The organism is Neisseria blantyrii (genome assembly GCF_962747855.1).
GTDB lineage: Bacteria > Pseudomonadota > Gammaproteobacteria > Burkholderiales > Neisseriaceae > Neisseria > Neisseria viridiae.
In genome coordinates, this window is sequence record NZ_CAUIZY010000009.1 from 1 (window position 1) to 23891 (window position 23891).

Annotated in this window: 21 protein-coding genes; 14 read left to right on the top strand and 7 right to left on the bottom strand. The window is 53.3% G+C overall.

Going from position 1 to position 23891, the window contains the following annotated elements; all coding sequences use genetic code 11:
* Nucleotides 1–246 precede the first annotated feature (246 nt).
* Nucleotides 247–4416: a translocation/assembly module TamB domain-containing protein gene (locus Q9J80_RS08060; RefSeq protein ID WP_301673995.1), complete on the bottom strand. Its 4170-nt coding sequence runs from the start codon at nt 4414–4416 to the stop codon at nt 247–249.
* A 54-nt stretch (nt 4417–4470) separates the two neighbouring features.
* Nucleotides 4471–6318 (bottom strand): autotransporter assembly complex protein TamA, encoded by a 1848-nt coding sequence (locus tag Q9J80_RS08065; protein WP_301673994.1) that lies wholly within the window; start codon nt 6316–6318, stop codon nt 4471–4473.
* A gap of 363 nt (nt 6319–6681) precedes the next feature.
* On the opposite strand from Q9J80_RS08065, the gene sstT reads away from it, so the two are divergent.
* Together sstT and Q9J80_RS08075 are read left to right on the top strand one after the other, a co-directional pair.
* Complete coding sequence (sstT, locus tag Q9J80_RS08070; RefSeq protein WP_301673993.1) at nt 6682–7911, top strand: serine/threonine transporter SstT; 1230 nt, start codon at nt 6682–6684, stop codon at nt 7909–7911.
* 255 nt (nt 7912–8166) lie between these two features.
* Nucleotides 8167–9603: a transferrin-binding protein-like solute binding protein gene (locus Q9J80_RS08075; protein ID WP_301674016.1), complete on the top strand. Its 1437-nt coding sequence runs from the start codon at nt 8167–8169 to the stop codon at nt 9601–9603.
* A 504-nt stretch (nt 9604–10107) separates the two neighbouring features.
* Here Q9J80_RS08075 and Q9J80_RS08080 read toward each other — a convergent pair.
* The 5 genes from Q9J80_RS08080 to Q9J80_RS08100 form a co-directional block, all read right to left on the bottom strand.
* Nucleotides 10108–10323 (bottom strand): hypothetical protein, encoded by a 216-nt coding sequence (locus Q9J80_RS08080; RefSeq protein WP_002248798.1) that lies wholly within the window; start codon nt 10321–10323, stop codon nt 10108–10110.
* The gene (locus tag Q9J80_RS08085) at nt 10316–10531 is read right to left on the bottom strand and encodes a DUF4177 domain-containing protein (protein WP_002246537.1); all 216 of its coding nucleotides are present in this window, start codon (nt 10529–10531) and stop codon (nt 10316–10318) included. Before Q9J80_RS08085 ends, Q9J80_RS08080 begins: the two co-directional genes overlap by 8 nt.
* 206 nt (nt 10532–10737) lie before the next feature.
* A complete protein-coding gene (argG, locus tag Q9J80_RS08090) occupies nt 10738–12081 on the bottom strand; it encodes an argininosuccinate synthase (RefSeq protein WP_301673992.1) in 1344 nt (447 codons plus the stop codon).
* A gap of 125 nt (nt 12082–12206) precedes the next feature.
* On the bottom strand, nt 12207–12593 hold the full coding sequence (locus Q9J80_RS08095; protein ID WP_301673991.1) for a hypothetical protein: 387 nt from the start codon (nt 12591–12593) through the stop codon (nt 12207–12209).
* 271 nt (nt 12594–12864) lie between these two features.
* On the bottom strand, nt 12865–13326 hold the full coding sequence (locus Q9J80_RS08100; RefSeq protein ID WP_301673990.1) for a hypothetical protein: 462 nt from the start codon (nt 13324–13326) through the stop codon (nt 12865–12867).
* A 186-nt stretch (nt 13327–13512) separates the two neighbouring features.
* Between Q9J80_RS08100 and Q9J80_RS08105 the strand changes: the two genes are divergently transcribed.
* From Q9J80_RS08105 to nuoG, 12 genes are all read left to right on the top strand, one after another.
* On the top strand, nt 13513–14325 hold the full coding sequence (locus Q9J80_RS08105) for a competence/damage-inducible protein A (protein WP_301673989.1): 813 nt from the start codon (nt 13513–13515) through the stop codon (nt 14323–14325).
* Between the two features lie 39 nt (nt 14326–14364).
* Nucleotides 14365–15351: a S49 family peptidase gene (locus Q9J80_RS08110; protein ID WP_301673988.1), complete on the top strand. Its 987-nt coding sequence runs from the start codon at nt 14365–14367 to the stop codon at nt 15349–15351.
* A gap of 378 nt (nt 15352–15729) precedes the next feature.
* Nucleotides 15730–16086: an NADH-quinone oxidoreductase subunit A gene (locus Q9J80_RS08115; RefSeq protein ID WP_002215607.1), complete on the top strand. Its 357-nt coding sequence runs from the start codon at nt 15730–15732 to the stop codon at nt 16084–16086.
* Nucleotides 16077–16559: a NuoB/complex I 20 kDa subunit family protein gene (locus tag Q9J80_RS08120; RefSeq protein ID WP_002215610.1), complete on the top strand. Its 483-nt coding sequence runs from the start codon at nt 16077–16079 to the stop codon at nt 16557–16559. Before Q9J80_RS08115 ends, Q9J80_RS08120 begins: the two co-directional genes overlap by 10 nt.
* A 12-nt stretch (nt 16560–16571) precedes the next feature.
* Nucleotides 16572–17165: an NADH-quinone oxidoreductase subunit C gene (locus tag Q9J80_RS08125; protein ID WP_304671494.1), complete on the top strand. Its 594-nt coding sequence runs from the start codon at nt 16572–16574 to the stop codon at nt 17163–17165.
* Nucleotides 17155–18411 carry an NADH dehydrogenase (quinone) subunit D gene (gene nuoD / locus Q9J80_RS08130; RefSeq protein WP_304671495.1) on the top strand — a complete coding sequence of 419 codons (1257 nt, stop codon included), beginning with the start codon at nt 17155–17157 and terminating at the stop codon, nt 18409–18411. Before Q9J80_RS08125 ends, nuoD begins: the two co-directional genes overlap by 11 nt.
* Before the next feature lie 62 nt (nt 18412–18473).
* On the top strand, nt 18474–18914 hold the full coding sequence (locus Q9J80_RS08135; RefSeq protein ID WP_101130102.1) for a pyruvate kinase: 441 nt from the start codon (nt 18474–18476) through the stop codon (nt 18912–18914).
* Between the two features lie 54 nt (nt 18915–18968).
* Nucleotides 18969–19442 carry an NADH-quinone oxidoreductase subunit NuoE gene (gene nuoE, locus Q9J80_RS08140; protein ID WP_304671496.1) on the top strand — a complete coding sequence of 158 codons (474 nt, stop codon included), beginning with the start codon at nt 18969–18971 and terminating at the stop codon, nt 19440–19442.
* A 98-nt stretch (nt 19443–19540) separates the two neighbouring features.
* Nucleotides 19541–20116, top strand: coding sequence for an excalibur calcium-binding domain-containing protein (locus tag Q9J80_RS08145; protein WP_304671497.1), 576 nt, complete (start codon nt 19541–19543; stop codon nt 20114–20116).
* A 61-nt stretch (nt 20117–20177) separates the two neighbouring features.
* Complete coding sequence (locus tag Q9J80_RS08150) at nt 20178–20300, top strand: hypothetical protein (protein WP_003708125.1); 123 nt, start codon at nt 20178–20180, stop codon at nt 20298–20300.
* Nucleotides 20276–21571 (top strand): NADH-quinone oxidoreductase subunit NuoF, encoded by a 1296-nt coding sequence (gene nuoF, locus Q9J80_RS08155; RefSeq protein ID WP_003686543.1) that lies wholly within the window; start codon nt 20276–20278, stop codon nt 21569–21571. The genes Q9J80_RS08150 and nuoF overlap by 25 nt, the downstream gene beginning before the upstream one ends.
* A 58-nt stretch (nt 21572–21629) precedes the next feature.
* Nucleotides 21630–23891 carry an NADH-quinone oxidoreductase subunit NuoG gene (nuoG, locus tag Q9J80_RS08160; RefSeq protein WP_304672780.1) on the top strand — a complete coding sequence of 754 codons (2262 nt, stop codon included), beginning with the start codon at nt 21630–21632 and terminating at the stop codon, nt 23889–23891.

Here is a 23891-nt window from a genome sequence, read left to right on the forward strand (position 1 = left end):
CGGCGTTGCCTCGCCTTAGCTCAAAGAGAACGATTCTCTAAGGTGCTGAAGCACCAAGTGAATCGGTTCCGTGCTATTTGTACTGTCTGCGGCTTCGTCGCCTTGTCCTGATTTTTGTTAATTCCCTATATCGATTCTGTTCCCTTGCAGGCGGACGGCGGAAAAGCAGGTTTTCAAATGTCCGGTTTGGCGGCGCGCCTTTCAGACGGCACGGCTGCGGACAGTGCCATGCCGTCTGAAAACCGTTTATTTCTCTTTGCCGTTTCCGGCGGTGTCTTTTTTGTCCGAACCGAAGAGGCGGTCGAAACGTATGGTGTATGTCAGCTCGCCGCCCGACGAAAGGCTGCCGATACGGGCAACCGCCTGTATGGCGCGGGTCAGCCGGTAAATCAGTTTGACGGACTGTTCCGCGCTGGAGATGCCGTATTCGTAGCCGATGTAGAGTTTGCCGGTCAGTTGTTTGCCGACGGTCAGCACCTGTTCGGCGGGGTTGAGTTCGCCGGTTTGCGCGTTGCGGCTGCGCTTGCTGGTAAAGCCCAAATCATCCACCAGCCCGATGCGGTCGTTGATTTGTCCGGCAAGCAGCGCGCCTGCGGCTGCGGACAGGGCGGCATTGTCGCCGCTGCTGCCGCTGCCGGCGCGGTTGAGGATGAGCCAGGAGAGCTTGTCTTTTTCACTCATCGGTTCGTTTGCCGTCAGCGTAATGCGCGGGCTGTTGAGGCTGCCCAATATTTCCACGCCCGCACCGACGGGGGAAAGGCGGCGTTCGGCGCGGATGTTGAGGTTGGGGTCGTTGAGCGGACCGACAAAGGAGACCGTGCCTTTGGTAATGTCCAAATCCTGCCCGTATGCCTTGTAACGCCCTTTGATGACGCGGACCGTGCCCACACCCCGCACGCTTCCGCCCGGTTGGGCGGTCAGGGTCAGTTTGCCGCCTATGGTAACGTCCGCGCCGTAGCCGGCGAAGCGGATGCTGTCATTGAGGTCTAAAGTCAGGTTCATATTGACGGGGAGCGGTGCCGCTGCCTCTTTTTTGACTTCGCCCAATACGACGACATCGTCGCCGACGGACGGCATCGAGGATTTTTGCGAACCGAACAGCCCCTGATCCGTTTTAATCATCCCGGTAACGGATATGCCTTTTTGCGGCGAATAGCGTAGGCGGGTGTTGCCGGAAACCGTCAGGCGGCGGTTGGGGCGGGACAGGATGCGGTATTTGTCGAACACTGCGCCGATATCGATATTGGGCCCGCTGTTTTCCATACCGACCGTGCCGGAGAGTTCCGCCGTCCCTTCGTGCCGGAATTTCAGGCTGTCGATTACCCATTTCCTGCCCGCGATATGCGAACGCAGCGAGCCGTTGTCCAAGATGATGCCTTGGGTTTGGTTGCGATAATAGAGTTTGTCGCCGTTGATGCTGCCGCCCAAGTGCGGATCGGCGATGCTGCCGCCGAGGGTTACGGCGGCATTCAGGCTGCCTTTGACGGTTTGTCCGACGGGCAGGAAGTTGCGGAATGCTTCAGCATCGGCAACGGTCAGGTTGAGCCTGCCGCCTAAAGGCGCGGTATCGAAGGAGCGGCTTTGCCCGACGGTAATGTTGCCGTTGATTTTCCCGTAGTTGCTGCTGCCGTTGACGGCGGCGTTGACGGACGGAGAGCCTACCCGTCCGCCGATTTGCGCGGAGGCATTCAGGCCGCCGGTAATGTTTTGCGCGGCGGTGGGCAGAAAGGGCTTCAATACGTCCAAGTCGGGAAGGGACGCGGTAATCCTGCCGCCGAGCGGTGCATTTGCCATATTGCCGCCGAAGGCGTTGCCGATGCCCAAATCGGCGTTAATCCGTCCGAAACGCGCACCGCCGTCAAGTAGGATTCCGATGCGGTCGTTTTGAAAGCGCGTTTTCAGGGAAAATGCGTTCAAACCCAAAGCCTGACCGCCGGGCAATACGGCATCGCCGCTTTGCCGGCTGATATTGAGGTAGCCGCGCGCGTTGCGCCCGTAGGTGACATCCCAGTCGCCGTTTAAAACCAGATTGTGTTCGAAGGGCGGTTTGAAGAAATTGTGCAACTCGGCGATGTGCAGTCCGCGTGCGCCGCCTTTTGCCGATATGCCGGTTTTTTTATCCCAAGAAAAGTGTTGCAGGTTGAGGCTGCCGCCCATTGCCTGCCAATTTGCCGCACTTGCCGCCACGCGTTCCGTACCGGCTTCGAGCGTCATACGGTTTTGCAGCTTGAGGTTGAACGCGCCGCCGATGTCGAGGATGCCGATGCTGCCTTTCCATCGGGTAAGTTCTCTGTTGATGCCGCCTGAAGCGTCCAAGTCGAATTTGAACGGTTTGCCGTCCAGCGTCATGGCGGCGTGTGTGCGGATGCGGTGCTGCGCGCCCGTGCCTTCCAGCGTCAGGCCGGCGGTATCGACAACCGCCGCGCCGCCCGACAGGGAAAGGCGGCTGCCTTTGATGTCGGCGCGTATCGGGCGGCTTGTGTCGGGCGAGCCTCTGAGGGTGAAATCGAGCGAACGGATGTCTGCCGCCTTGTCGATGTGCAGGTTGCGCGCCGTGCCGGAAAGGTCAGTTTCAAAGGTTCGGATGCCGCCGTCCAAATCGCCGGAAAGGTGTCCGCGTACATTTAAAGCCCCCGCGAGTCCGAAACCGAAACGGGAGAGGTCGGGTGCAGTGATATTGAGGTTGAGCCGGTCGCCTTTTTTGCCGAAGCCGCCGTCTGTTTTAATAATGTTCTGTCCCAGCCGCAAATCGACGGCGGCACGCGGAAGGTGGCGGGACTCGTAAACAATGTCGGCACTGCCGGCAATCGGTACGCCGTTGAACGTGCCGGGTAAAAACCGCATTTTGCCCGTAAATTTCTCTTTTGCCAGTTCGCCGGCAAGATGAATCGAACCGTTGATATTGCCTGACGGAAGTTGCGGATCGATGCGCGAAGGGTCGAATGCGCGGGAACGGATGTCCAGCTTGAGCAGGCGGTCTTTAAACAGTTCGAGATAGCCTTGCGCGGTCAGGCTGCCTTGCCCTGCGGCGATGTTGACGGTGTCGAACACCAGTTTCCGCTGTCCGTTTGCGGGGTCGCTTGCGATGGCGAGGCTGCCGTCCGTGCGCGCCGTGCCGGTGCCGAGTTGCCAGGAGATTTTGGGCGAGGCGGTCGTGCCGCCGATGCCGATGCTGCCGTCCAATCTGCCTTTGAACGCGGTTTGCAGCACGTCTTCCGCACCGACGGAGTTGATGCCTATATTTAAATCGAGGATGTCTTTTTCGGTGTCGATTTTGCCCGACAGCCTGATGCCGCCCCGTCCGAGCAGGGCGGCGGACGTATTGCCGATATGCACCGTGCCGTCCTGCCGGATGACAAAGCCGCCTACAACCTGACGGACGGGGATGCCGTTGCGGTCGGCAAAGCCGGCTTTGGTGTTTTCCAAATCGAGCGAGCCTTCCAGCGCGATGCCGTCTGAAAACGACGGGATGGCGGTCAGGTCGAAATTCAGCCCGGCATCAGGCAGGGAAGGCACGAAGGCGGCCGGGTTGATGTTGAACCCTTTGACCAGCACTTCTTCCAATGTTTTATCCAATGATTCGGCAAACGGGTGGATGACGGATTTTCCCGAGAGGCGGATATTGCCGCCGTCGATCGTCAGTTCGGCGCGCACATCTTTCAGGCTGCCGCTCAGCCGCGCCGTACTGTGTATGGTTTTGCCTTCAAGTCCGCCTTTGGTGTAAATGGCGGTATCGAGGGCAAACGGTTTTTTCAAGCCGACCGAGGCAGCCCCCGACGAACTGCTCCACGGCGTGTCGGCGGCCTTCAGGTCGAGGCGGTGTCCTTTGATGTCATAACGGTATGAAGCATCCAGCCGTTCGAGATAGACGGTTTGTTTGTCAAAGGTTTTGCCTGCGCTGATTTTGCCCGTCTCGAAGCGGTCGAGATAGACGGCGGCAGGCAGGTCTATGCTGTCGGGAAGGCTGAGCGGCGGGCGTTCTTCTTTAGGCGGAGTCGGTTTGGTAACGATGGCGATGTCGCCGGCGGAAATTTCGGTAATGTGCAGGCTGCGGCGCATCAGTTCGGACGGTTTCCACGCGAAGCGGAAGCGGCTGATTTTAAGGTCTGCACCCTCGGTTTCTATCGACCAGTTGTCGCCGCCGAAGCCGTCGAGCAGCGTGCCTTTGAGGTTTTGGGAGGAAATGTTTACGCCGAACCAAGACGGGATTTGGTACAGCCCGAAGCGCAAACCGGATTCCGTACCGGCGAGCCAGCCGAGGAAACATACTGCCAAAATCAGGACAGACAGCAGTGCCGCCGACAGCTTCAGCAGCGGGCGGCGTTTTTTTGCCGGCGGGGCAGGGCGGTGTTCAGACGGCATTTTGCGCGTGTCGTTTTCGGTCGGATCGGTATCTGTCGGTGCGGTATCGGTCATAATGTCTGTTTCAAAATAGTTTGCTGCAATGCCGTCTGAAGCGGCCGTATCGGTTTAGAAACGCGTTCCTAGGCTGATGTGCCAGCGGATTTTCTTGTCGCTGTGCCCGTAGGCGATGTCGAAGGAAAACGGCGCGAGCGGGCTGAACCAGCGTACGCCCAGTCCCGAACCGTGTTTCAGCTCCATACGTTTGAAATTGGCGGCGGCATCGCCCATATCGTGGAACACCGCGCCGGACAGGGTGCGCGTAAACGGCAGTTGGTATTCCAGGCTGCCCACCAAGAGGGTACGTTCGGGCAGGACCGATCCGTTCGGGCCGGCAAGTCCGATGCTGTCGAGTTCGTAACCGCGCACGGAAGACGCGCCGCCGCTGCGGAACATCAGCCCTGAAGGAACGTCGGCATTGTCGCGGGCAATGGTGTAACCCGCCTGGCCGCGTATGATGAACGTGCCGAGTTTTTTGTTTTCGGGCGTGAAGAAATAACCTGCGCGGGCGGAAGCGCGGATCAGCGCGGTGGAGGACAGGAATGTGCCCAAAGTCGTACCGATTTTGCCGTCGAGGTAATGGCCGTTTTCGGGGTGCAGCGCGTTGTTGAGCAACTGGCGTTTCCAAGAGGCGGTCAGCATCGTGGCGTGGCTGTTGCCCAAATCGACATCCGAGCCGGGGATTTTCCGGCCTTCTGCGAGAAACTCCGCCCCCAGCCTGGCATCGATGCCCGCGCGGTCGCGCACATACCAGATGCCGCCGGAGAAGGCGCGTTTTTCGAGGTTTTGGGTGGTCGAACGGTTGTAGGAAACGTTGCTTGTCCAGTAGTTTCCCCGGTAGTTGCGCGGCTGGCTGATGCCGGCGGCAAGCGTGGTTTCGTATTTGTCCATATCCCAGACGACCGAACCGATATAGCCTTTGTTGAAGAGGTTGTAATAGTCGTAGGCGATTTTGCCGCCCAAACCGTATTCCGAATCGAGGCGGATGCCGGTTTCGAGCTTGTGGCGTTTGACCTCGGTTACGCTGACTTTGACGGGGACACGGTCGCCTTGGAGGCGGTCGAAGTCGGCCTGTACGGACGCGCCGGAATAATGCCCGTTTTGTTCGAGCGCCTGTTGGAAGTCGAGCAGTAGGTCGAGGTCGTAGGGCGTGCCCGGTCGGAAGCGCGCCAGGCCGGAAACGATTTGTTCGGGGTAACGCTGTGTGCCGGTGATTTCAAAGTCGCCGAAGGCGATGGGGCGGCCGCTGTCCACGACGACGTTCAAATCGGCGGTGGCGGTATCGGGATTGACGGCCGCCCGGGTGTTGCCGAGCTTGGCAAGCGGGTAGACTTTGCGCGTTACCGCGCCGAGGACGGAAGTTTTGCTGTTTTCCCAACTGTCCTGATCGAAATCGCTGCCTACCGGCTGCTGCCAGTTTTCCATCGCGTTGCGGTAGTATTCGGCGAGGTTGCCGTCTGAAAGGATGTCGCCGAGGATGGCGACGCCGACGTTGGCGATTTTGGTGCGCGGGCCCGGTGTGATGTGCACCGTATAAGCCCCGTCTTTTTCCGTCAGGCTGACTTTGCTGCTGAAATAGCCTTTGCTGCGGAGCATCGTTTTAACGTTGTCCGGCGCTTCTTCGGCGAGGAAGCCAGTCTGCTCTTTGTCCAACACTTCTTCCTGCTGCTGCGTGATGAGCGGCAGGTGTTCTTCGACCATATCTTTGATTTCACTGTCCTGCGTGTCGATGCGGACGGGGAATTTGGGTTTTAATTTGACTGATTCGGTGTCGGGGCTTTTGTTTTTGAACAATGCGAAACCCGCCGCCTTGTTTTCGGAAAGGTCGGCGGCAGGCGCGTATGCGTGCGGAAAGAAAAATAAAGCCGGCAGGAGCAGGGCGGTCGGTTTGATCATAATGGTACGGGTGTCGTGCATCGGTGTGGGCGGTTTTCGATTCTAACACTGTTCGGACGGGGTTTCGAACGGCCGTTTTCGTGTTGTTCGGACGGGGCGGGACGCTTCAGACGGCATACCGCCGCCGGTATTTCGGCGGCTGCGGCCCGCCGGAAATGTATCTGCTTGTTTTAAGGTATTTTGTTTCCAATCCGCATATGGAAAACAGGCTGCGTTTCGGGATAGTGCCGGAAAATAAACGGGATTAAATAAATTTATTTTTGTCCAACAAATCAAGCCGTCGCGCCGAATGATAAAACACAGCCGAAAAATAAAAAAACACAGAGAATGAGTTTTCTTTTAAAATACAACATTTTTTAACATATCACAACATAAGGAAGAATTATGGCATTCGGCAAATCCTTATTTCATGCGATCGGCCGCGTCAGCCTGGTCAGGCAGATTGCCGCCGGTTTGGCGTTGGGCATCGTAATCGGTTCGGTTTCACCGCAACTGGGCTTGGCGGCAGGCTTGTTCGGCAGCCTGTTTGTCGGCGCGCTCAAAGCGGTCGCGCCGGTTTTGGTATTTATTTTGGTGGCGGCCACAATCGCGCAGCACCAAAAAGGCAACAAGGCGCATATCAGGCCGATTATCGTCCTTTACCTCATCGGCACGTTTTCCGCAGCCCTGACCGCCGTCATCGCCGGTATGGTTTTCCCGACGCACATTGTTTTGGCGGGCGCGGGCGATGTGTCCGCCGCGCCGCCTTCCGGCATTGTGGAAGTGTTGAAATCGCTGCTGATGAACCTGGTCGCCAACCCGATTAACGCGATTGCCAATGCCAACTATATCGGCATTTTGGCTTGGGCTTTGGTTTTGGGCGCGGCGTTGCGGAATCATGGTTCGGACGTAACGCGGCAGGTCGTCGCCGATTTGGCGGAAGCGGTTTCTACCGTTGTGAAGTGGATTATCCGCTTTGCACCTTTGGGCATTTTCGGGCTGGTGTCGTCCACAATCGCGGAGACGGGTTTCGGCGCGCTGGCGGGTTACGCGAAGCTGCTTGCGGTGCTGTTGGGCTGTATGGCGTTTATTGCGCTGGCGGTCAATCCCGCCATCGTGTGGTGGAAAATCCGCCGCAACCCTTATCCGCTGGTGTTTACCTGCCTGCGCGAAAGCGGCGTGTATGCCTTCTTTACCCGTTCTTCCGCCGCCAATATCCCCGTGAATATGGCTTTGGCGAAAAAACTGGGGCTGCACGAAGACACTTATTCGATTTCCATCCCGTTGGGGGCGACCGTCAATATGGGAGGTGCGGCGATTACGATTACCGTTTTGGCTATGGCGGCGGCGCACACGCAAGGCATTACGGTTGACTTCGCCACTGCCCTGCTGCTGAGCCTGGTGGCAACTGTCAGCGCGTGCGGTGCATCCGGCGTGGCGGGCGGTTCGCTGCTGCTGATTCCTTTGGCGTGCAGCCTGTTCGGTATCGATAACGATGTGGCCATGCAGGTGGTTGCCGTCGGCTTCATCATCGGCGTGATTCAAGACTCTGCAGAAACGGCGTTGAACTCTTCGACCGACGTTTTGTTTACCGCTGCCGCCGATTTGGGCCGACAGAGGAACCGGGCGGAATAAACCAAGCTATGCCGTCTGAAGCCCGTTTGGCGTTCAGACGGCATATTTTTACAATTTTATAGGCATACGGCGGAAACAATATTTATTGAATATGTTTCAACACACAGGGCGGCACATAAAGCACCGCCCTATGTGTTGCCCTGATTTGGAAGGGTTGCGCCCTTCCCAAATAAAGTCTGATTCCACCGCCCCGAAGGACGGATGTCCAAGTGGCGGGGTTTAAACCAAAAAGGAAATACGATGAAGGAGATGATGATGTTTAAACGCAGCGTAATCGCAATGGCTTGTATTTTTGCCCTTTCAGCCTGCGGGGGCGGCGGTGGCGGATCGCCCGATGTCAAGTCGGCGGACACGCTGTCAAAACCTGCCGCCCCTGTTGTTTCTGAAAAAGAGACAGAGGCAAAGGAAGATGCGCCACAGGCAGGTTCTCAAGGACAGGGCGCGCCATCCGCACAAGGCAGTCAAGATATGGCGGCGGTTTCGGAAGAAAATACAGGCAATGGCGGTGCGGCAACAGCGGATAATCCCAAAAATGAAGACGAGGGGGCGCAAGATGATATGCCGCAAAAAGCCGCCGATACAGATAGTTTGACACCGAATCACACCCCGGCTCCGAATATGCCGGACGGGGATATGGGAAACCAAGCACCGGATAACGGGGAATCGGTGCAACCGGCAAACCAACCGGGTATGGCAAATGCGGCGGACGGAATGCAGGGGGACGATCCGTCGGCAGGCGGGGAAAATGCCGGCAATACGGCAGATCAAGCTGAAAACAATCAAGTCGGCGGCTCTCAAAATCCTGCCCCTTCAACCAATCCTAACGCCACGAATGGCGGCGGCGATTTTGGAAGGACGAACGTGGGCAATGGCGTTTTGATTGACGGGCCGTCGCAAAATATAACGTTGACCCACTGTAAAGGCGATTCTTGTAATGGTGATAATTTATTGGATGAAGAAGCACCGTCAAAATCAGAATTTGAAAAATTAAGTGATGAAGACAAAATAAGTAACTACAAGAAAGATGGGGAAGATAAATTTGTCGGTTTGGTCGCTACAACAGTCAAAATGGAAGGAACTAACAAATATATCATCTTCTATACGGACAAACCCCCTACCCGTTCTGCACGGTCGAGGAGGTCGCTTCCTGCCGAGATGCCGCTGATTCCCGTCAATCAGGCCGATACGCTGATTGTCGATGGGGAAGCGGTCAGCCTGACGGGGCATTCCGGCAATATCTTCGCGCCCGAAGGGAATTACCGGTATCTGACTTACGGGGCGGAAAAATTGCCCGGCGGATCGTATGCCCTCCGTGTGCAAGGCGAACCGGCAAAAGGCGAAATGCTTGCGGGCGCGGCCGTGTACAACGGCGAAGTGCTGCATTTCCATACGGAAAACGGTCGTTCGTACCCGACCAGGGGCAGGTTTGCCGCAAAAGTCGATTTCGGCAGCAAATCTGTGGACGGCATTATCGACAGCGGCGATGATTTGCATATGGGTACGCAAAAATTCAAAGCCGTCATCGATGGAAACGGCTTTAAGGGGACTTGGACGGAAAATGGCGGCGGGGATGTTTCCGGAAGGTTTTACGGCCCGGCCGGCGAGGAAGTGGCGGGAAAATACAGCTATCGCCCGACAGATGCGGAAAAGGGCGGATTCGGCGTGTTTGCCGGCAAAAAAGAGCAGGATTGATGCTGATGCCGTCTGAAGCGCAGGTATTCATTACGGTGGGACGACGCGTTCAAATCATCAAACAAGCCCCCCGAAAAAGGCGGCATCCCAAAATCCGGCACTGGAATTGCCGCGCGTATCGGCGGCATTCCGCAGCCTGCCGGGGAAACCGTCGGCAGCAGCCGGAATGCCGGGTATTTCCGCCCGCCTTTTCCGATCTGTTGAAATATGAAAATAAAGCACAGGCCGTCTGAATGTTCAGACGGCCTGTTTTTCAACGGCTGTGTTTTAACACTCCGCCGGTTCCAACCGGCAGCAGCAGGGCGATAATGCCTTGAACCCCCGCTCTTCGGGGCGGCAGGGTTCGGGCCGGTTTGGGGAAAGGCATTGCCTTTCCGAATCGGTGCGGTACAACAGGATGTGCCTTATGTGCTGAAAGGGCTTGCGGAAACGGTATGCCGTCTGAAGCGGGGGCGTTCAGACGGCATTGTGATGTTTGGGTCGCGGATCCGGTTTAAATCCGCATCAGTTGATAAACCCGTCGTCTTTCATTTTCTTTTCGGAAAAATACTGGCCGCATACCAGCAGGGCGGCGAGGATGATGACAAACAGCCCCGCCATAGTCAGTGTGATTTTGAAAAACAATTCCGCTTCGAGAAAAGAAAACCAGAGTTGCACGATCAGCAGCAGCACCCAGCCGGCAAACAGTCCGAGACAGGTATAAACGCCGAGCTTAAACACGATCCCGCTCCAAAATGACGACGTAGGCCTCGCGTTTGAAAAACAGCAGCATACGGCGCAAATCTTTTTCCATCGTTACAACCCGCCAGCCTTCGGGGGTTTGTTTATTGAGGAACTCGCTGAATTTGATGGGGTTAACCTTTGCCGCGCCGAAAAACAGGCTGGACAACAGGCTTTCCTGATAAATGATGACTTTGTATTCTTTCATCGTATTTCCTTTTCGGTTTAAACCCCGCCCTTTAAGGCGGTAGAATTAGACTTTATTTGGGAGGGGCGCAACCCCTTCCAAATCAGGACGACACATAGGGCGGTGCTTTATGTGCCGCCCTGTGTGTTGAAACATAGGATTCCTTTAATTGAGGGATTGCCTTTTCAGACAATCCCTTAAATTGCAGCGATGCAATGCGGTGAAACTTATTGCTTATTACCCAACTGCGGCAATACCGAACCTTCGCCCAATGCCAACAAACCGCTTTGCGAGTAAATGCCCAGTTTGGCGCGGGTGTCGGTAATGTCGAGGTTGCGCATAGTCAGTTGTCCGATACGGTCGAGCGGTGTGAACGCTGCGTCTTCGACTTTTTCCATACTCAGGCGTTCGGGTTGGTAGGTCAGGTTGGGCGATTCGGTGTTCAGAATCGAGTAGTCGTTGCCGCGACGCAATTCGAGGGTTACTTCGCCGGTAATGGCTTTGGCAACCCAGCGTTGGGCGGTTTCGCGCAACATCAGGGCTTGGCTGTCGAACCAGCGGCCTTGGTAGAGCAAACGTCCGAGGCGCAGGCCGTTGATGCGGTATTGTTCGATGGTGTCTTCGTTGTGGATACCGGTCACCAAACGCTCGTAGGCGATGTGGAACAACGCCATTCCCGGGGCTTCGTAGATGCCGCGCGATTTGGCTTCGATGATGCGGTTTTCGATTTGGTCGCTCATACCCAGACCGTGGCGGCCGCCGATGCGGTTGGCTTCGAGGAAGAGTTCGACGGGATCAGCGTATTCTTTGCCGTTCAGTGCAACCGGTACGCCTTCTTCAAAGCGCACGCTGACTTCTTCGGGTTCGATTTCGACGTTTTCGTCCCAAAAGGCAACGCCCATAATGGGTTTGACGATTTTGATGCCCGAGTTCAAAAATTCCAAGTCTTTGGCTTCGTGGGTCGCGCCGAGCATATTGGAATCGGTGGAGTAGGCTTTTTCAACCGACATTTTGTAGTTGAAGCCGTTGGCAATCAGAAATTCGCTCATTTCGTGACGGCCGCCGAGTTCGTCGATAAATTGCTGGTCGAGCCAGGGTTTGTAGATTTTCAGCGCGGGATTGGTGAGCAAACCGTAGCGGTAGAAACGCTCGATGTCGTTGCCTTTGTAGGTGCTGCCGTCGCCCCAAATATTCACATCGTCTTCTTTCATTGCGGAAACAAGCATCGTGCCGGTTACGGCGCGGCCCAGAGGCGTGGTGTTGAAATAGGCGATGCCGCCGGTGGAAACGTGGAACGCACCGCATTGGATAGCGGCGATGCCTTCGTGTGCCAACTGCGCGCGGCAGTCGATTAAGCGGGCGTTTTCCGCACCGTATTCCATCGCTTTTTTGGGAATGGCGTTGTAGTCGTCTTCGTCGGGCTGACCAAGGTTGGCGGTGTAGGCGTAAGGCAGCGCGCCTTTGAGTTTCATCCACAACAGCGCGGCAGAGGTATCAAGGCCGCCGGAGAAGGCGATGCCGACTTTCTGACCGACGGGGAGATTTTGTAAAATGGTATGGTTTTGGCTCATTGGGATTCCTTCAGACTTGAAAAGTTGAAATCATTATCTTATAAATAGATGAGATAATCTAGTTTGATGCCGCCTGAAAAAGCATTCAGGTTTTCAGACGGCATTTGTCCGCAATTATTGAGACGCTATCCGTAGCTGAATACAATGAAGCATGCTGCCCAAACCGAAGCAGCTGCCAAAGGCCACAACAAGTAGCCTTTTTGCCCAGTCAAACGCCACATTTTATCTGCATTGGTTGCAACAAAAAACAACCACAAAAAACCAAGTAAAATATCCGTAAAGACTGCCAGTGAAAAAATCATACGGTTTGCAGGTAAGGAGCTGAATGCGCTCAGAACAACCCATTGTATAAAAAATGTGGAAAGCGTAGCATATTTGGCGCGAAAATTGACTGCACGTTTGTCTTGATGAATTTTACGGCGAATAATCAAATACTGAATAATCAGCACAAACGTACACACAAAAAGGCTGATAATGAACATGAAAAACGCAACAATGCCGATTGCAAACATGAGTCTCTCCTATCCGTTGCACCTATACCATAGCCAAGTGATGGCACCGAGTGCTTCGCTTTCGTTCCATTGTTCATTGGGGTAGAGTTTAGGGGAGATGATGTTTAGGGTTGAGATGGTGGGCATAGTTTAGAGGGGGGGTAAAACAAAAAAAGGTAAGTGTAAGTGGTTTTAAGGCTGCCTGAAAGCGGATTAACAGCGAAAAAGAGAACGCGTGAGTGCGAGCACCCACGCTTGCTATCAGACAGACTGGCTACGCTGGCTATGCTTGTTATATATCTATATGGTTATATAGATATATAATTTTTTCACTCCATTCATTTGATTGTAGGGTATCTGTATCTTCAGCAATATACAAACCAATATCTTTTGACCAGAATGCATAAGTTTGTTGAATTATATCTATATTCTTCAGATAATTAAAATCTGAGAAAGCACCATCAAACATGCATATTATAGCTATTGGTTTAAGCTGATTGATATTTAGTATTTCATCTTTAATTACATTAAATAAATCAATATTTTTGGAATATAAAAAATAAGATTCTGTTAAAAAAATATCATATTTCCACTCATTATTTTCAAGAATATATTTTTCAGATTTAATGCAACGTGATCTAGATTCCCATTGCTTTATATTTTCATGATTTCTGTCTTCTTTTAAAAAAATACCATAACACAATATAGAAAACTGGTCAGTACCACAATTTTTTAAAAAATCTATTATTTTCATTTAGTTATCACTAATTAGGTTTAATTGATTATTATCTGGTATAAAGCTTGCAATGACTTTATCCTTATACGGCCCATCTTTTGCAACAACAATAACAACATATTTCCCATTTGATTTACCTAATAAGCAATATTGGAACAGTAATCATGGGAAATCATGAATAGCCTTTAGGCAGAAGGAAAGATTATGAAAGACCGACAGCATTTGTTCAACCTCATCATCATCGGCGACGAAATCCTGCACGGCAGCCGCCAAGACAAGCATTTCGCCTTTTTTAAATCCCTGCTCGAATCCAAAGGGCTGAAGCTCAATCAGGTGCAATACCTGCCCGACGAACCCGATTTGCTGGTCAGGCAACTGCGCCGCAGCTTTTCAGACGGCATACCGACGTTTGTTACCGGCGGCATCGGCGCTACGCCCGACGACCACACGCGCCAAGCCGCAGCGGCTGCTTTGGATTTGCCCGTCGTCCGCCATCCCGAAGCCGCCAAGTTCATCGAAGGCGTAACCCAGAAACGCGGCGAGCCGCTTGATTCGCCGGAACACGCCCAACGTCTGAAAATGGCGGACTTTCCCGCAGGCGCGGAATTAGTGCCCAATCCGTTTAACAACATCGCCGGATTTTCCATCCGCGAGCATTATTTCTTCCCCGGCTTCCCCGTGATGGCGCACCCGATGGCCGAATGGGTTTTGAATACTTATTACGCCGACCGCTTCAACCAAACCGAACGCGGCAGCCGCAGCGTGTATGTGTTTGAGCAGCCCGAATCGCGCATTACGCCGATTATGGAGCATATCGAGCAAACTTATCCCGGCGTGCGTTCGTACAGCCTGCCCAGCGTCGGTTGGACGCATTCAGACGGCACGCAGGTCAAACCGCACATTGAGTTCGGCATCAAAGCCGAAGGAGAAGCCGTCAACCTTTTGGACGCGGCGTGGGCGGAAGTGTTGCACAGCTTGGACGGATTGGGAGCAGAGCTGAAAAATCGGGTAAACTGAAAACCGTTTGCCCAAATCGGACGATATTTAAGGAAAACCATGCAATACCGAATCAGAAGAGAAAACGAAGCACCCGAAGCAAAAAATGCGGGGGAAACCTTATGGGAGCGCGACATCATGCGCGAAGTGCTGCTGTCCGCCTATCGGGACAGGCGCAGGGAGCGGATGTGGAAAAACATCTGGCGCGCCGTCAGCACCCTGATTCTGGTTGCCCTGATTGCAGGCATTTTCCGAAAAGACGAAGCCGCATTGCAGTTGGCGGGCAACACGCCGCATACCGCAGTCGTCAACCTGTACGGCGAAATCGGCAACGGCGTAGAAGACCAGGTCAAAAAACTCAAAGACGGTATGGAGGCCGCCTATAAAAACCCGCAGGCAAAAGCCATCGTCATCCGCGCCAACAGCCCCGGCGGTTCGCCCGTCGTCTCCAATACCGCTTTTGAAGAAATACGCCGTCTGAAGGCGCAGCACCCCGGCATCCCCGTTTATCTCGTGGCGGAGGATATGTGCGCGTCCGGCTGCTACTACATCGCGGCGGCGGCGGACAAAATCTATGCCGACCCGTCCAGCATCGTCGGCAGCATCGGCGTTATCGGCAGCAGTTTCGACGCGACCGGCCTGATGGAAAAAATCGGCGTGAAACGCAGGGTTAAAATTGCGGGCAGCAACAAAGGCATGGGCGATCCGTTTTCGCCCGAAACGCCCGAACAGTCGAAAATCTGGGAAGAAATGCTGGCCGGCATACATGGAGAATTTATCAAAGCCGTCAAAACCGGACGCGGCGGCCGCCTCAAATTCCGACAATATCCCGACGTGTTCAGCGGTCGCGTGTACACGGGCGCAGACGCGCTGAAAGTCGGGCTGGTGGACGGGCTCGGCAATATTTACAGCGTGGCGCGAGACGTGGTCAAAGCCCCCGATGTGGTGAATTACACCCCGAAGGACGATTTCGGCAGAATCTTGGGCAGACGCTTCGGCGCAGAACTCAAAGCCGGTGTGCGCGAAGCTCTGCAATCCCTCCGATAACGCTTTCCGCCGGATATAGTGGTTTAAATTCAAACCACTATACCGATGCCGTCTGAAAGGTTTTCAGACGGCATTTTTTTGCATGGTAGGGTGATATTTGTGAAACGGTAATATGAAAACAGAACGCTTGTCGCGCGGTTTTACCGTGCCGGTCTGTACGAAGGCAGTAATAAAGATAGAAACGTTTTGTTTTTATAGGATTGGCGCGAAACAGACGGTCTGGCGTTCTTGAAATCAAATAAGAATCGTTATCATAACATAATTGTATTTATTGGGTTTTTTTGGGCGTTTTGCCGATATTTACCTTTTAATGGTTTTTGAAATTCGCTAAAATACGAAATTATTGTAGAAATTTTGTTAACGGATTTGGGTGTAACCATGTTGTCCGCTTACTTTCCCGTCTTTGTCTTTATCCTCGTCGGCCTCGCGGCCGGCGTGCTGTTTATCCTGCTCGGCACAATTTTGGGCCCGAAACGCCACTACGCCGAAAAAGACGCGCCTTACGAATGCGGTTTCGAAGCCTTTGAAAACGCAAGGATGAAGTTCGACGTACGTTATTACCTCGTCGCCATCCTCTTTATCCTGTTTGATTTGGAGGTTGCGTTTATGTTGCCGTGGGCAGTCGTGTTCAAAGATTTGGGCGCGTACGGCTTCTGGTCTATGCTGGTGTTTATCGTCGTCCTGACGGTAGGCTTTATTTACGAATGGAAAAAAGGTGCGCTGGAATGGGAATAGAAGGCGTTTTGAAAAAAGGTTTCATCACCACCAGCGCGGATACGGTGTTGAACTATATGCGTACCGGTTCATTGTGGCCGGTTACTTTCGGCTTGGCCTGCTGCGCCGTGGAAATGATGCACGCGGGTATGGCGCGTTATGACCTTGACCGTTTCGGTATCATTTTCCGTCCGTCCCCACGTCAGGCCGACCTGATGATTGTGGCGGGTACGCTGACCAATAAAATGGCGCCCGCCCTGCGCCGCGTATACGACCAGCTCGCCGAGCCACGCTGGGTATTGTCTATGGGCTCGTGTGCCAACGGCGGCGGCTATTATCACTATTCTTATTCCGTTGTGCGCGGTGCCGACCGTGTCGTGCCGGTAGACGTTTATGTGCCGGGTTGTCCGCCGACTGCGGAAGCCCTGATTTACGGCCTGATTCAGCTCCAACAAAAAATCAAGCGCACTTCCACCATCGCGCGTGACGAGTAAGGAGAGGACGATATGGCAAGCATTCAAAACTTATACGAGACCGTCGTCGGTGTGCTTGGCGATCAGGCAAGCAAAGTCATTTCAGCTTTGGGCGAGATTACCGTCGAGTGTCTGCCCGAACACTATATTTCCGTCATGACCGCATTGCGCGACCATGAAGAACTGCATTTTGAGCTTTTGGTCGATTTGTGCGGTGTCGATTACAGCACTTACAAAAACGAAGCATGGCAGGGCAAACGCTTTGCTGTCGTCAGTCAGCTGCTTTCCGTTAAAAACAATCAACGCATCCGCGTACGCGTCTGGGTTTCAGACGACGACTTCCCCGTAGTCGAATCCGTAGTCGATATTTACAACAGTGCGGATTGGTACGAACGCGAAGCCTTCGATATGTACGGCATTATGTTTAACAACCACTCGGACTTGCGCCGCATCCTGACCGATTACGGTTTCGTCGGACATCCGTTCCGCAAAGACTTCCCGATTTCCGGCTATGTGGAAATGCGTTACGACGAAGAGCAAAAACGCGTGATTTACCAACCTGTTACCATTGAGCCGCGCGAGATCACGCCGCGTATCGTCCGTGAGGAGAACTACGGTGGCCAATAAATTAAGAAACTACACCATCAACTTCGGTCCGCAACACCCTGCGGCGCACGGCGTATTGCGCATGATTTTGGAGTTGGAGGGCGAAACCATCGTCCGTGCCGACCCGCATATCGGCCTCCTGCATCGCGGCACCGAAAAACTGGCGGAAACCAAAACCTATCTGCAAGCCCTGCCCTATATGGACCGCTTGGACTACGTTTCCATGATGGTCAACGAGCAGGCGTATTGTTTGGCAGTAGAAAAGCTCGCCGGTATCGATGTGCCTATCCGCGCCCAATACATCCGCGTCATGTTCGCCGAAGTAACGCGCATCCTCAATCATCTGATGGGTATCGGTTCGCATGCCTTCGACATCGGCGCGATGACCGCCATTCTTTACGCCTTCCGCGACCGCGAAGAGCTGATGGACTTGTATGAAGCCGTGTCCGGTGCGCGTATGCACGCCGCCTACTTCCGTCCCGGCGGCGTTTACCGCGACCTGCCCGACTTCATGCCCAAATACGAGAGCAGCAAATTCCGCAACGCCAAAGTATTGAAGCAGCTCAATGAATCCCGCGAAGGCACGATGCTCGACTTTATCGATGCCTTCTGCGAACGTTTCCCGAAAAACATCGATACACTCGAAACCCTCCTGACCGACAACCGTATTTGGAAACAGCGTACCGTCGGCATCGGCGTCGTCTCCCCCGAGCGCGCCATGCAAAAAGGCTTTACCGGCGTGATGCTGCGCGGTTCGGGCGTGGAATGGGACGTGCGTAAGAAACAGCCGTATGAAGTGTACGACAAAATGGATTTCGATATTCCCGTCGGTGTGAACGGCGACTGCTACGACCGCTACCTCTGCCGTATGGAAGAAATGCGTCAATCCGTACGCATCATCAAACAATGTTCCGAGTGGTTGCGTGTTAATCCGGGTCCGGTCATTACCGTAAACCACAAATTCGCTCCGCCCAAACGTACTGAAATGAAAACAGGTATGGAAGACCTAATTCACCATTTCAAACTCTTTACCGAAGGTATGCACGTTCCCGAGGGCGAGACCTACACCGCTGTCGAACACCCAAAAGGCGAGTTCGGCGTTTATATCATTTCAGACGGCGCAAACAAACCCTACCGCCTGAAAATCCGCGCACCCGGCTTCGCCCACCTACAAGGCATGGACGAAATGGCAAAAGGCCACATGCTGGCTGATGTGGTGGCGATTATCGGCACGCAGGATATTGTGTTTGGCGAAGTAGACAGATAAAGCTGTAAAAAAGCAGCCTGTACTTTTCAGACTGCCTGAAAAAATTATTAGGAATAAAAAGCATGAAATTTTGGCATATGCAGATGCATCCAACCGATGAAATGGAGTTCTCTGAGAACATTGATTGGATTTTGGAACACAAAAAAATTATCGGTTTGGGACAATGGGAAGGTGGAAAAGGTCAAATTGCCGCATTTATCAATGAAATGCAGGTTAATGACATTGTTGCGCTAAAACGCGGTCAAGAATTGATTGCGCTTGTCCAAATTACCGGTGGGGCATATAAAGTTACCGATGATGCTAATCTGGAAACTGCATGGATTGTTAACCGTCGTCCTGTTCGCGTATTAGATTGGGCGATTGAACCGAAAATATTAAAACAAGCTCGTGGTACATTAAATCGTTGCGTACGTGATGATGTGGAAACTACTCAAACCATTAAACAATGGTATGAAGCCGTAGTGAAATCATTTACAAAACGAAGAGTGGATTTAACCGTTTAAATTTGTTTTCAGGCTGCCTGAAATTCCAAAAAAAACCTAATTTAGGATTACAAGATGTTATCCACAGAATCCTTAAAACAAATCGACATAGAGTTGGCGAAATATCCTGCCGACCAATGCCGATCCGCCATTATGGGCGCATTGCGTATCGCCCAGACCGAAAAAGGCTGGCTTGCTCCCGAGACCATCGCCTTTGTCGCAGACTATATCGGCATCTCGCCTGCACAAGCCTACGAAGTCGCTACCTTCTACAATATGTACGACCTTGAGCCTGTCGGCAAATACAAACTGACCGTTTGTACTAACCTGCCCTGCGCCCTGCGCGGCGGTATGGCAACCGGCGAATACCTCAAACAAAAACTCGGTATCGGCTACGGCGAAACCACGCCCGACGGAAAATTCACCCTTGTCGAAGGCGAATGCATGGGCGCATGTGGCGATGCCCCCGTTATGCTGGTCAACAACCACAGTATGTGCAGCTTTATGACCGAAGAGGCGATTGAAAAAAAATTAGCAGAATTAGAATAGATTATCCGGATGCAGCCGGGTTTGTAATCAAATTTAAACGGTTATTCCAAAATTCTAAATTGTGATTTTAAAAAGTAACAATAAAAAAGGAGTGGTTGATGAGGGGGGTAATTGTTAAATGGGATGACGAAAAAGGTTATGGTTTTATACGGATAGACGGCGGTAACAAAGAAATCTTCTGCCATATTTCCGACTTTTCCCCAAGAAACCCGCGTCCTGAGATTAACGAGGCGGTCGGTTTTGAAGTGGTTTCAGACGGCAAGGGAAGATTTTCTGCAAAACAGATACGTTATCTGAATCGGGAGCGTGCAGTTTCTCCCGGATACCGCAAGAAACATCGAAAAGACGAGGAATCTCCCACTTCGATTGTTCAGGTTGTGCTGTCTTTGTTGGTCGGTTTACTGCTTGTTTCGGTAATCGGCTATGAGGCGTACCAATATGCGTCAGAGAAGCTGACTCCGAAACAGGAAAATACGCCGGTTAAAACGCAAGTATTGCCCGAAATAAAACGGCAGCAGCCCGACAGCAGCCCATACCGTTGCGACGGCAGGCAACATTGCTCACAAATGACTTCGTGCGAAGAAGCCAAATGGTTTGTAAGGAACTGTTCCGATACCAAGATGGACGGCGATGGCGACGGCATTCCGTGTGAAGACAAATGCGGCGGATGGTAATTTTGATTGATGACGGGAAGAACAAACGCAGGTTTGGTTCAGATTAAACGAAGACAGGAAAATGCCGTCTGAAAACAGACAAACCGTTTCAGACGGCATCAGGAACATTGAGACGGCAGGCAGCCGCAACCGATACGAAAACAAACAGGCACACCAAAAATGGCTATTTACCAATCAGGCGTGATTTTTGACCAAGTGGATACCGCCAATCCCGACTGCTGGACATTGGACGAATACGTCAAACGCGGCGGTTATACCGCCCTGCGTAAAATCCTGTCCGAAAACATCTCGCAAACCGATGTGATTGACGAAGTCAAAACCTCCGGCTTGCGCGGGCGCGGCGGTGCGGGCTTCCCGACCGGTTTGAAATGGAGCTTTATGCCCCGTTCCTTCCCGGGCGAAAAATACGTCGTCTGCAATACCGACGAAGGCGAACCGGGTACGTTCAAAGACCGCGACATCATCATGTTCAACCCCCATGCTCTGATTGAAGGCATGATTATCGCCGGTTACGCGATGGGTGCGAAAGCGGGCTACAACTACATTCACGGCGAAATTTTCGAAGGTTATCAACGCTTTGAAGCCGCTTTGGAGCAGGCGCGTGCCGCAGGCTTTTTGGGTAAAAATATTTTGGGTTCGGATTTTGAATTTGAACTCTTCGCCCACCACGGCTACGGCGCATATATTTGCGGCGAAGAAACCGCATTGCTCGAATCGTTGGAAGGCAAAAAAGGCCAGCCTCGCTTTAAACCGCCATTCCCTGCTTCGTTCGGCCTGTACGGCAAACCGACTACCATCAACAATACCGAAACGTTCTCCTCCGTTCCCTTCATTATCCGTGACGGCGGACAGGCGTTTGCCGATAAAGGTATTCCGAATGCAGGCGGTACCAAATTGTTCTGTATTTCCGGCCACGTCGAGCGTCCGGGCAACTATGAAGTGCCGTTGGGCACGCCGTTTGCCGAAGTCTTGAAAATGGCGGGCGGTATGCGCGGCGGTAAAAAACTTAAAGCTGTTATTCCTGGCGGTTCGTCCGCGCCTGTATTGCCTGCTGATATCATGATGCAGACCAATATGGACTATGACTCGATTTCCAAAGCAGGCTCGATGCTGGGTTCCGGCGCGATTATCGTCATGGACGAAGACGTGTGCATGGTGAAAGCCCTTGAACGCCTGAGCTACTTCTACTATGACGAGTCTTGCGGCCAATGTACGCCTTGCCGAGAAGGTACGGGCTGGCTCTACCGCATCGTCCACCGCATCGTAGAAGGCAAAGGCCGTATGGAAGACTTGGATTTGTTGGATTCTGTCGGCAACCAAATGGCAGGCCGCACCATCTGCGCCCTCGCCGATGCCGCCGTCTTCCCTGTCCGCAGCTTTACCAAGCATTTCCGTGATGAGTTTGTGCATTACATCGAACACGGCGGACCTATGAAACCGAATAAGTGGTGCTAAGTTTTCAGACGGCCTCTAAAAGAATGATTTATCAAATACCCGTAACTAGGAACGAACCATGTTACAAATCGAAATCGACGGCAAACAGGTATCTGTGGAGCAGGGCGCGACGGTGATTGAAGCCGCGCACAAGCTCGGTACTTATATCCCGCATTTCTGTTACCACAAAAAACTTTCCATCGCCGCCAACTGCCGTATGTGTTTGGTGGACGTGGAAAAAGCCCCCAAACCTCTGCCTGCCTGTGCCACGCCGGTTACAGACGGCATGATTGTGCGTACGCATTCGGCAAAAGCCCGAGAGGCGCAAGAAGGCGTGATGGAGTTCCTGCTCATCAACCATCCGCTTGATTGTCCGACCTGCGACCAAGGCGGCGAATGCCAGTTGCAGGATTTGGCGATGGGCTATGGCAAAACCACCAGCCGTTATACCGAAGAAAAACGTTCCGTCGTCGGCAAAGACATGGGGCCTTTGGTTTCCGCCGAGGAAATGAGCCGTTGTATCCACTGTACCCGTTGCGTTCGTTTCACTGAAGAAATCGCCGGTTTGCAAGAAATCGCTATGGCCAACCGCGGCGAACATTCCGAGATCATGCCTTTTATCGGCAAAGCAGTGGAAACCGAATTGTCGGGCAACGTCATCGATTTGTGTCCTGTCGGCGCATTGACCAGCAAACCGTTCCGCTTCAACGCGCGTACTTGGGAATTGAACCGCCGCAAATCCGTTTCCGCCCATGACGCTTTGGGCAGCAACCTGATTGTGCAGACCAAAGACCATACCGTCCGCCGCGTGTTGCCGCTGGAAAACGAAGCCATCAACGAATGTTGGCTGTCCGACCGCGACCGTTTCGCCTACGAAGGCCTGTATCACGAAAGCCGTCTGAAAAACCCAAAAATCAAACAGGGCGGCGAGTGGATGGACGTGGATTGGAAAACCGCGTTGGAATATGTCCGCAGCGCGATTGAATGTATCGCCAAAGACGGCAACCAAAACCAAGTCGGCGTTTGGGCCAATCCGATGAATACGGTTGAAGAGCTGTATTTAGCGAAGAAATTCGCCGACGGACTGGGCGTTAAAAATTTTGCCACCCGCCTGCGCCAACTGGACAAACGTCTTTCAGACGGCATTAAGGGTGCGCAATGGTTGGGGCAAAGTATTGAATCGCTGGCGGACAACGATGCCGTATTGGTGGTCGGCGCGAACTTGCGCAAAGAACAGCCGCTCCTGACCGCCCGCCTGCGCCGCGCCGCCAAAGACCGTATGGCCTTGAGCGTATTGGCCAGCAGTAAAGAAGAATTGTTTATGCCGCTTCTGTCTCAAGAAGCCGCACATCCCGACGAGTGGGCAGACCGTCTGAAAAACCTGTCTGCGAATGCGGAACACGCCGTTACCGCCAGCCTGAAAAACGCTGAAAAAGCAGCAGTGATTTTGGGCGCGGAAGTGCAAAACCATCCTGATTACGCCGCTATTTATGCCGCCGCGCAAGAGCTGGCAGATGCGACTGGCGCAGTGCTGGGCATTTTGCCTCAAGCCGCCAACAGCGTCGGTGCGGATGTTTTGGGTGTGAACTCGGGCGAGAGCGTTGCCGAAATGGCAAACGCGCCGAAACAGGCAGTCTTGCTGCTCAACGTCGAGCCTGAAATCGATACGGTTGACGGTGCAAAAGCCGTAGCCGCGTTGAAACAGGCGAAAAGCGTGATGGCGTTTACGCCGTTTGTCAGCGAAACGCTGCTGGACGTGTGCGACGTGTTGTTGCCGATTGCGCCGTTTACCGAAACCTCAGGCAGCTTCATCAATATGGAAGGCCGTCTGCAATCTTTCCACGGCGTGGTACAAGGCTTCGGCGATTCGCGTCCGTTGTGGAAAGTGTTGCGCGTATTGGGCAACCTGTTTGACCTGAAAGGTTTTGAATACCACGATACCGCTGCGATTCTGAAAGACGCGCTGGATGCAGAAAGCCTGCCGTCCAAACTGGACAACCGCAGCACATGGACAGAGGAGGGCGTTCAGACGGCCTCAGACCGCCTCGTCCGTGTCGGCGGCGTCGGTATTTATCACACTGATTCTATCGTGCGCCGTTCCGCACCGTTGCAGGCAACCGTCCATGCCGCTGTGCCTGCCGCGCGTGTAAATCCAAACACATTGGCACGCTTAGGTCTGCAAGACGGACAAACCGCCATCGTCAAACAAAACGGCGCAGGCGTGTCTGTGATGGTTAAAGCCGATGCTGGATTGCCTGAAAACGTGGTGCATCTGCCGCTGCATACCGAAAATGCTGCGCTGGGTGCGTTGATGGACACTATTGAACTGGCGGGAGCTTGA

What these genes read in the sequence shown, in the direction of transcription:
- nuoE (WP_304671496.1), top strand. Translation starts at nt 18,969, where the DNA reads ATGTTATCCACAGAATCCTTAAAACAAATCGACATAGAGTTGGCGAAA.
- Q9J80_RS08150 (WP_003708125.1), top strand. Translation starts at nt 20,178, where the DNA reads ATGCCGTCTGAAAACAGACAAACCGTTTCAGACGGCATCAGGAACATT.
- Q9J80_RS08085 (WP_002246537.1), bottom strand. Translation starts at nt 10,531, where the DNA reads ATGAAAGAATACAAAGTCATCATTTATCAGGAAAGCCTGTTGTCCAGC.
- Q9J80_RS08060 (WP_301673995.1), bottom strand. Translation starts at nt 4,416, where the DNA reads ATGACCGATACCGCACCGACAGATACCGATCCGACCGAAAACGACACG.
- Q9J80_RS08105 (WP_301673989.1), top strand. Translation starts at nt 13,513, where the DNA reads ATGAAAGACCGACAGCATTTGTTCAACCTCATCATCATCGGCGACGAA.
- nuoF (WP_003686543.1), top strand. Translation starts at nt 20,276, where the DNA reads ATGGCTATTTACCAATCAGGCGTGATTTTTGACCAAGTGGATACCGCC.
- Q9J80_RS08095 (WP_301673991.1), bottom strand. Translation starts at nt 12,593, where the DNA reads ATGTTTGCAATCGGCATTGTTGCGTTTTTCATGTTCATTATCAGCCTT.
- Q9J80_RS08100 (WP_301673990.1), bottom strand. Translation starts at nt 13,326, where the DNA reads ATGAAAATAATAGATTTTTTAAAAAATTGTGGTACTGACCAGTTTTCT.
- sstT (WP_301673993.1), top strand. Translation starts at nt 6,682, where the DNA reads ATGGCATTCGGCAAATCCTTATTTCATGCGATCGGCCGCGTCAGCCTG.
- Q9J80_RS08120 (WP_002215610.1), top strand. Translation starts at nt 16,077, where the DNA reads ATGGGAATAGAAGGCGTTTTGAAAAAAGGTTTCATCACCACCAGCGCG.
- Q9J80_RS08110 (WP_301673988.1), top strand. Translation starts at nt 14,365, where the DNA reads ATGCAATACCGAATCAGAAGAGAAAACGAAGCACCCGAAGCAAAAAAT.
- Q9J80_RS08135 (WP_101130102.1), top strand. Translation starts at nt 18,474, where the DNA reads ATGAAATTTTGGCATATGCAGATGCATCCAACCGATGAAATGGAGTTC.
- Q9J80_RS08145 (WP_304671497.1), top strand. Translation starts at nt 19,541, where the DNA reads ATGAGGGGGGTAATTGTTAAATGGGATGACGAAAAAGGTTATGGTTTT.
- Q9J80_RS08075 (WP_301674016.1), top strand. Translation starts at nt 8,167, where the DNA reads ATGTTTAAACGCAGCGTAATCGCAATGGCTTGTATTTTTGCCCTTTCA.
- Q9J80_RS08115 (WP_002215607.1), top strand. Translation starts at nt 15,730, where the DNA reads ATGTTGTCCGCTTACTTTCCCGTCTTTGTCTTTATCCTCGTCGGCCTC.
- Q9J80_RS08065 (WP_301673994.1), bottom strand. Translation starts at nt 6,318, where the DNA reads ATGCACGACACCCGTACCATTATGATCAAACCGACCGCCCTGCTCCTG.
- argG (WP_301673992.1), bottom strand. Translation starts at nt 12,081, where the DNA reads ATGAGCCAAAACCATACCATTTTACAAAATCTCCCCGTCGGTCAGAAA.
- nuoG (WP_304672780.1), top strand. Translation starts at nt 21,630, where the DNA reads ATGTTACAAATCGAAATCGACGGCAAACAGGTATCTGTGGAGCAGGGC.
- Q9J80_RS08125 (WP_304671494.1), top strand. Translation starts at nt 16,572, where the DNA reads ATGGCAAGCATTCAAAACTTATACGAGACCGTCGTCGGTGTGCTTGGC.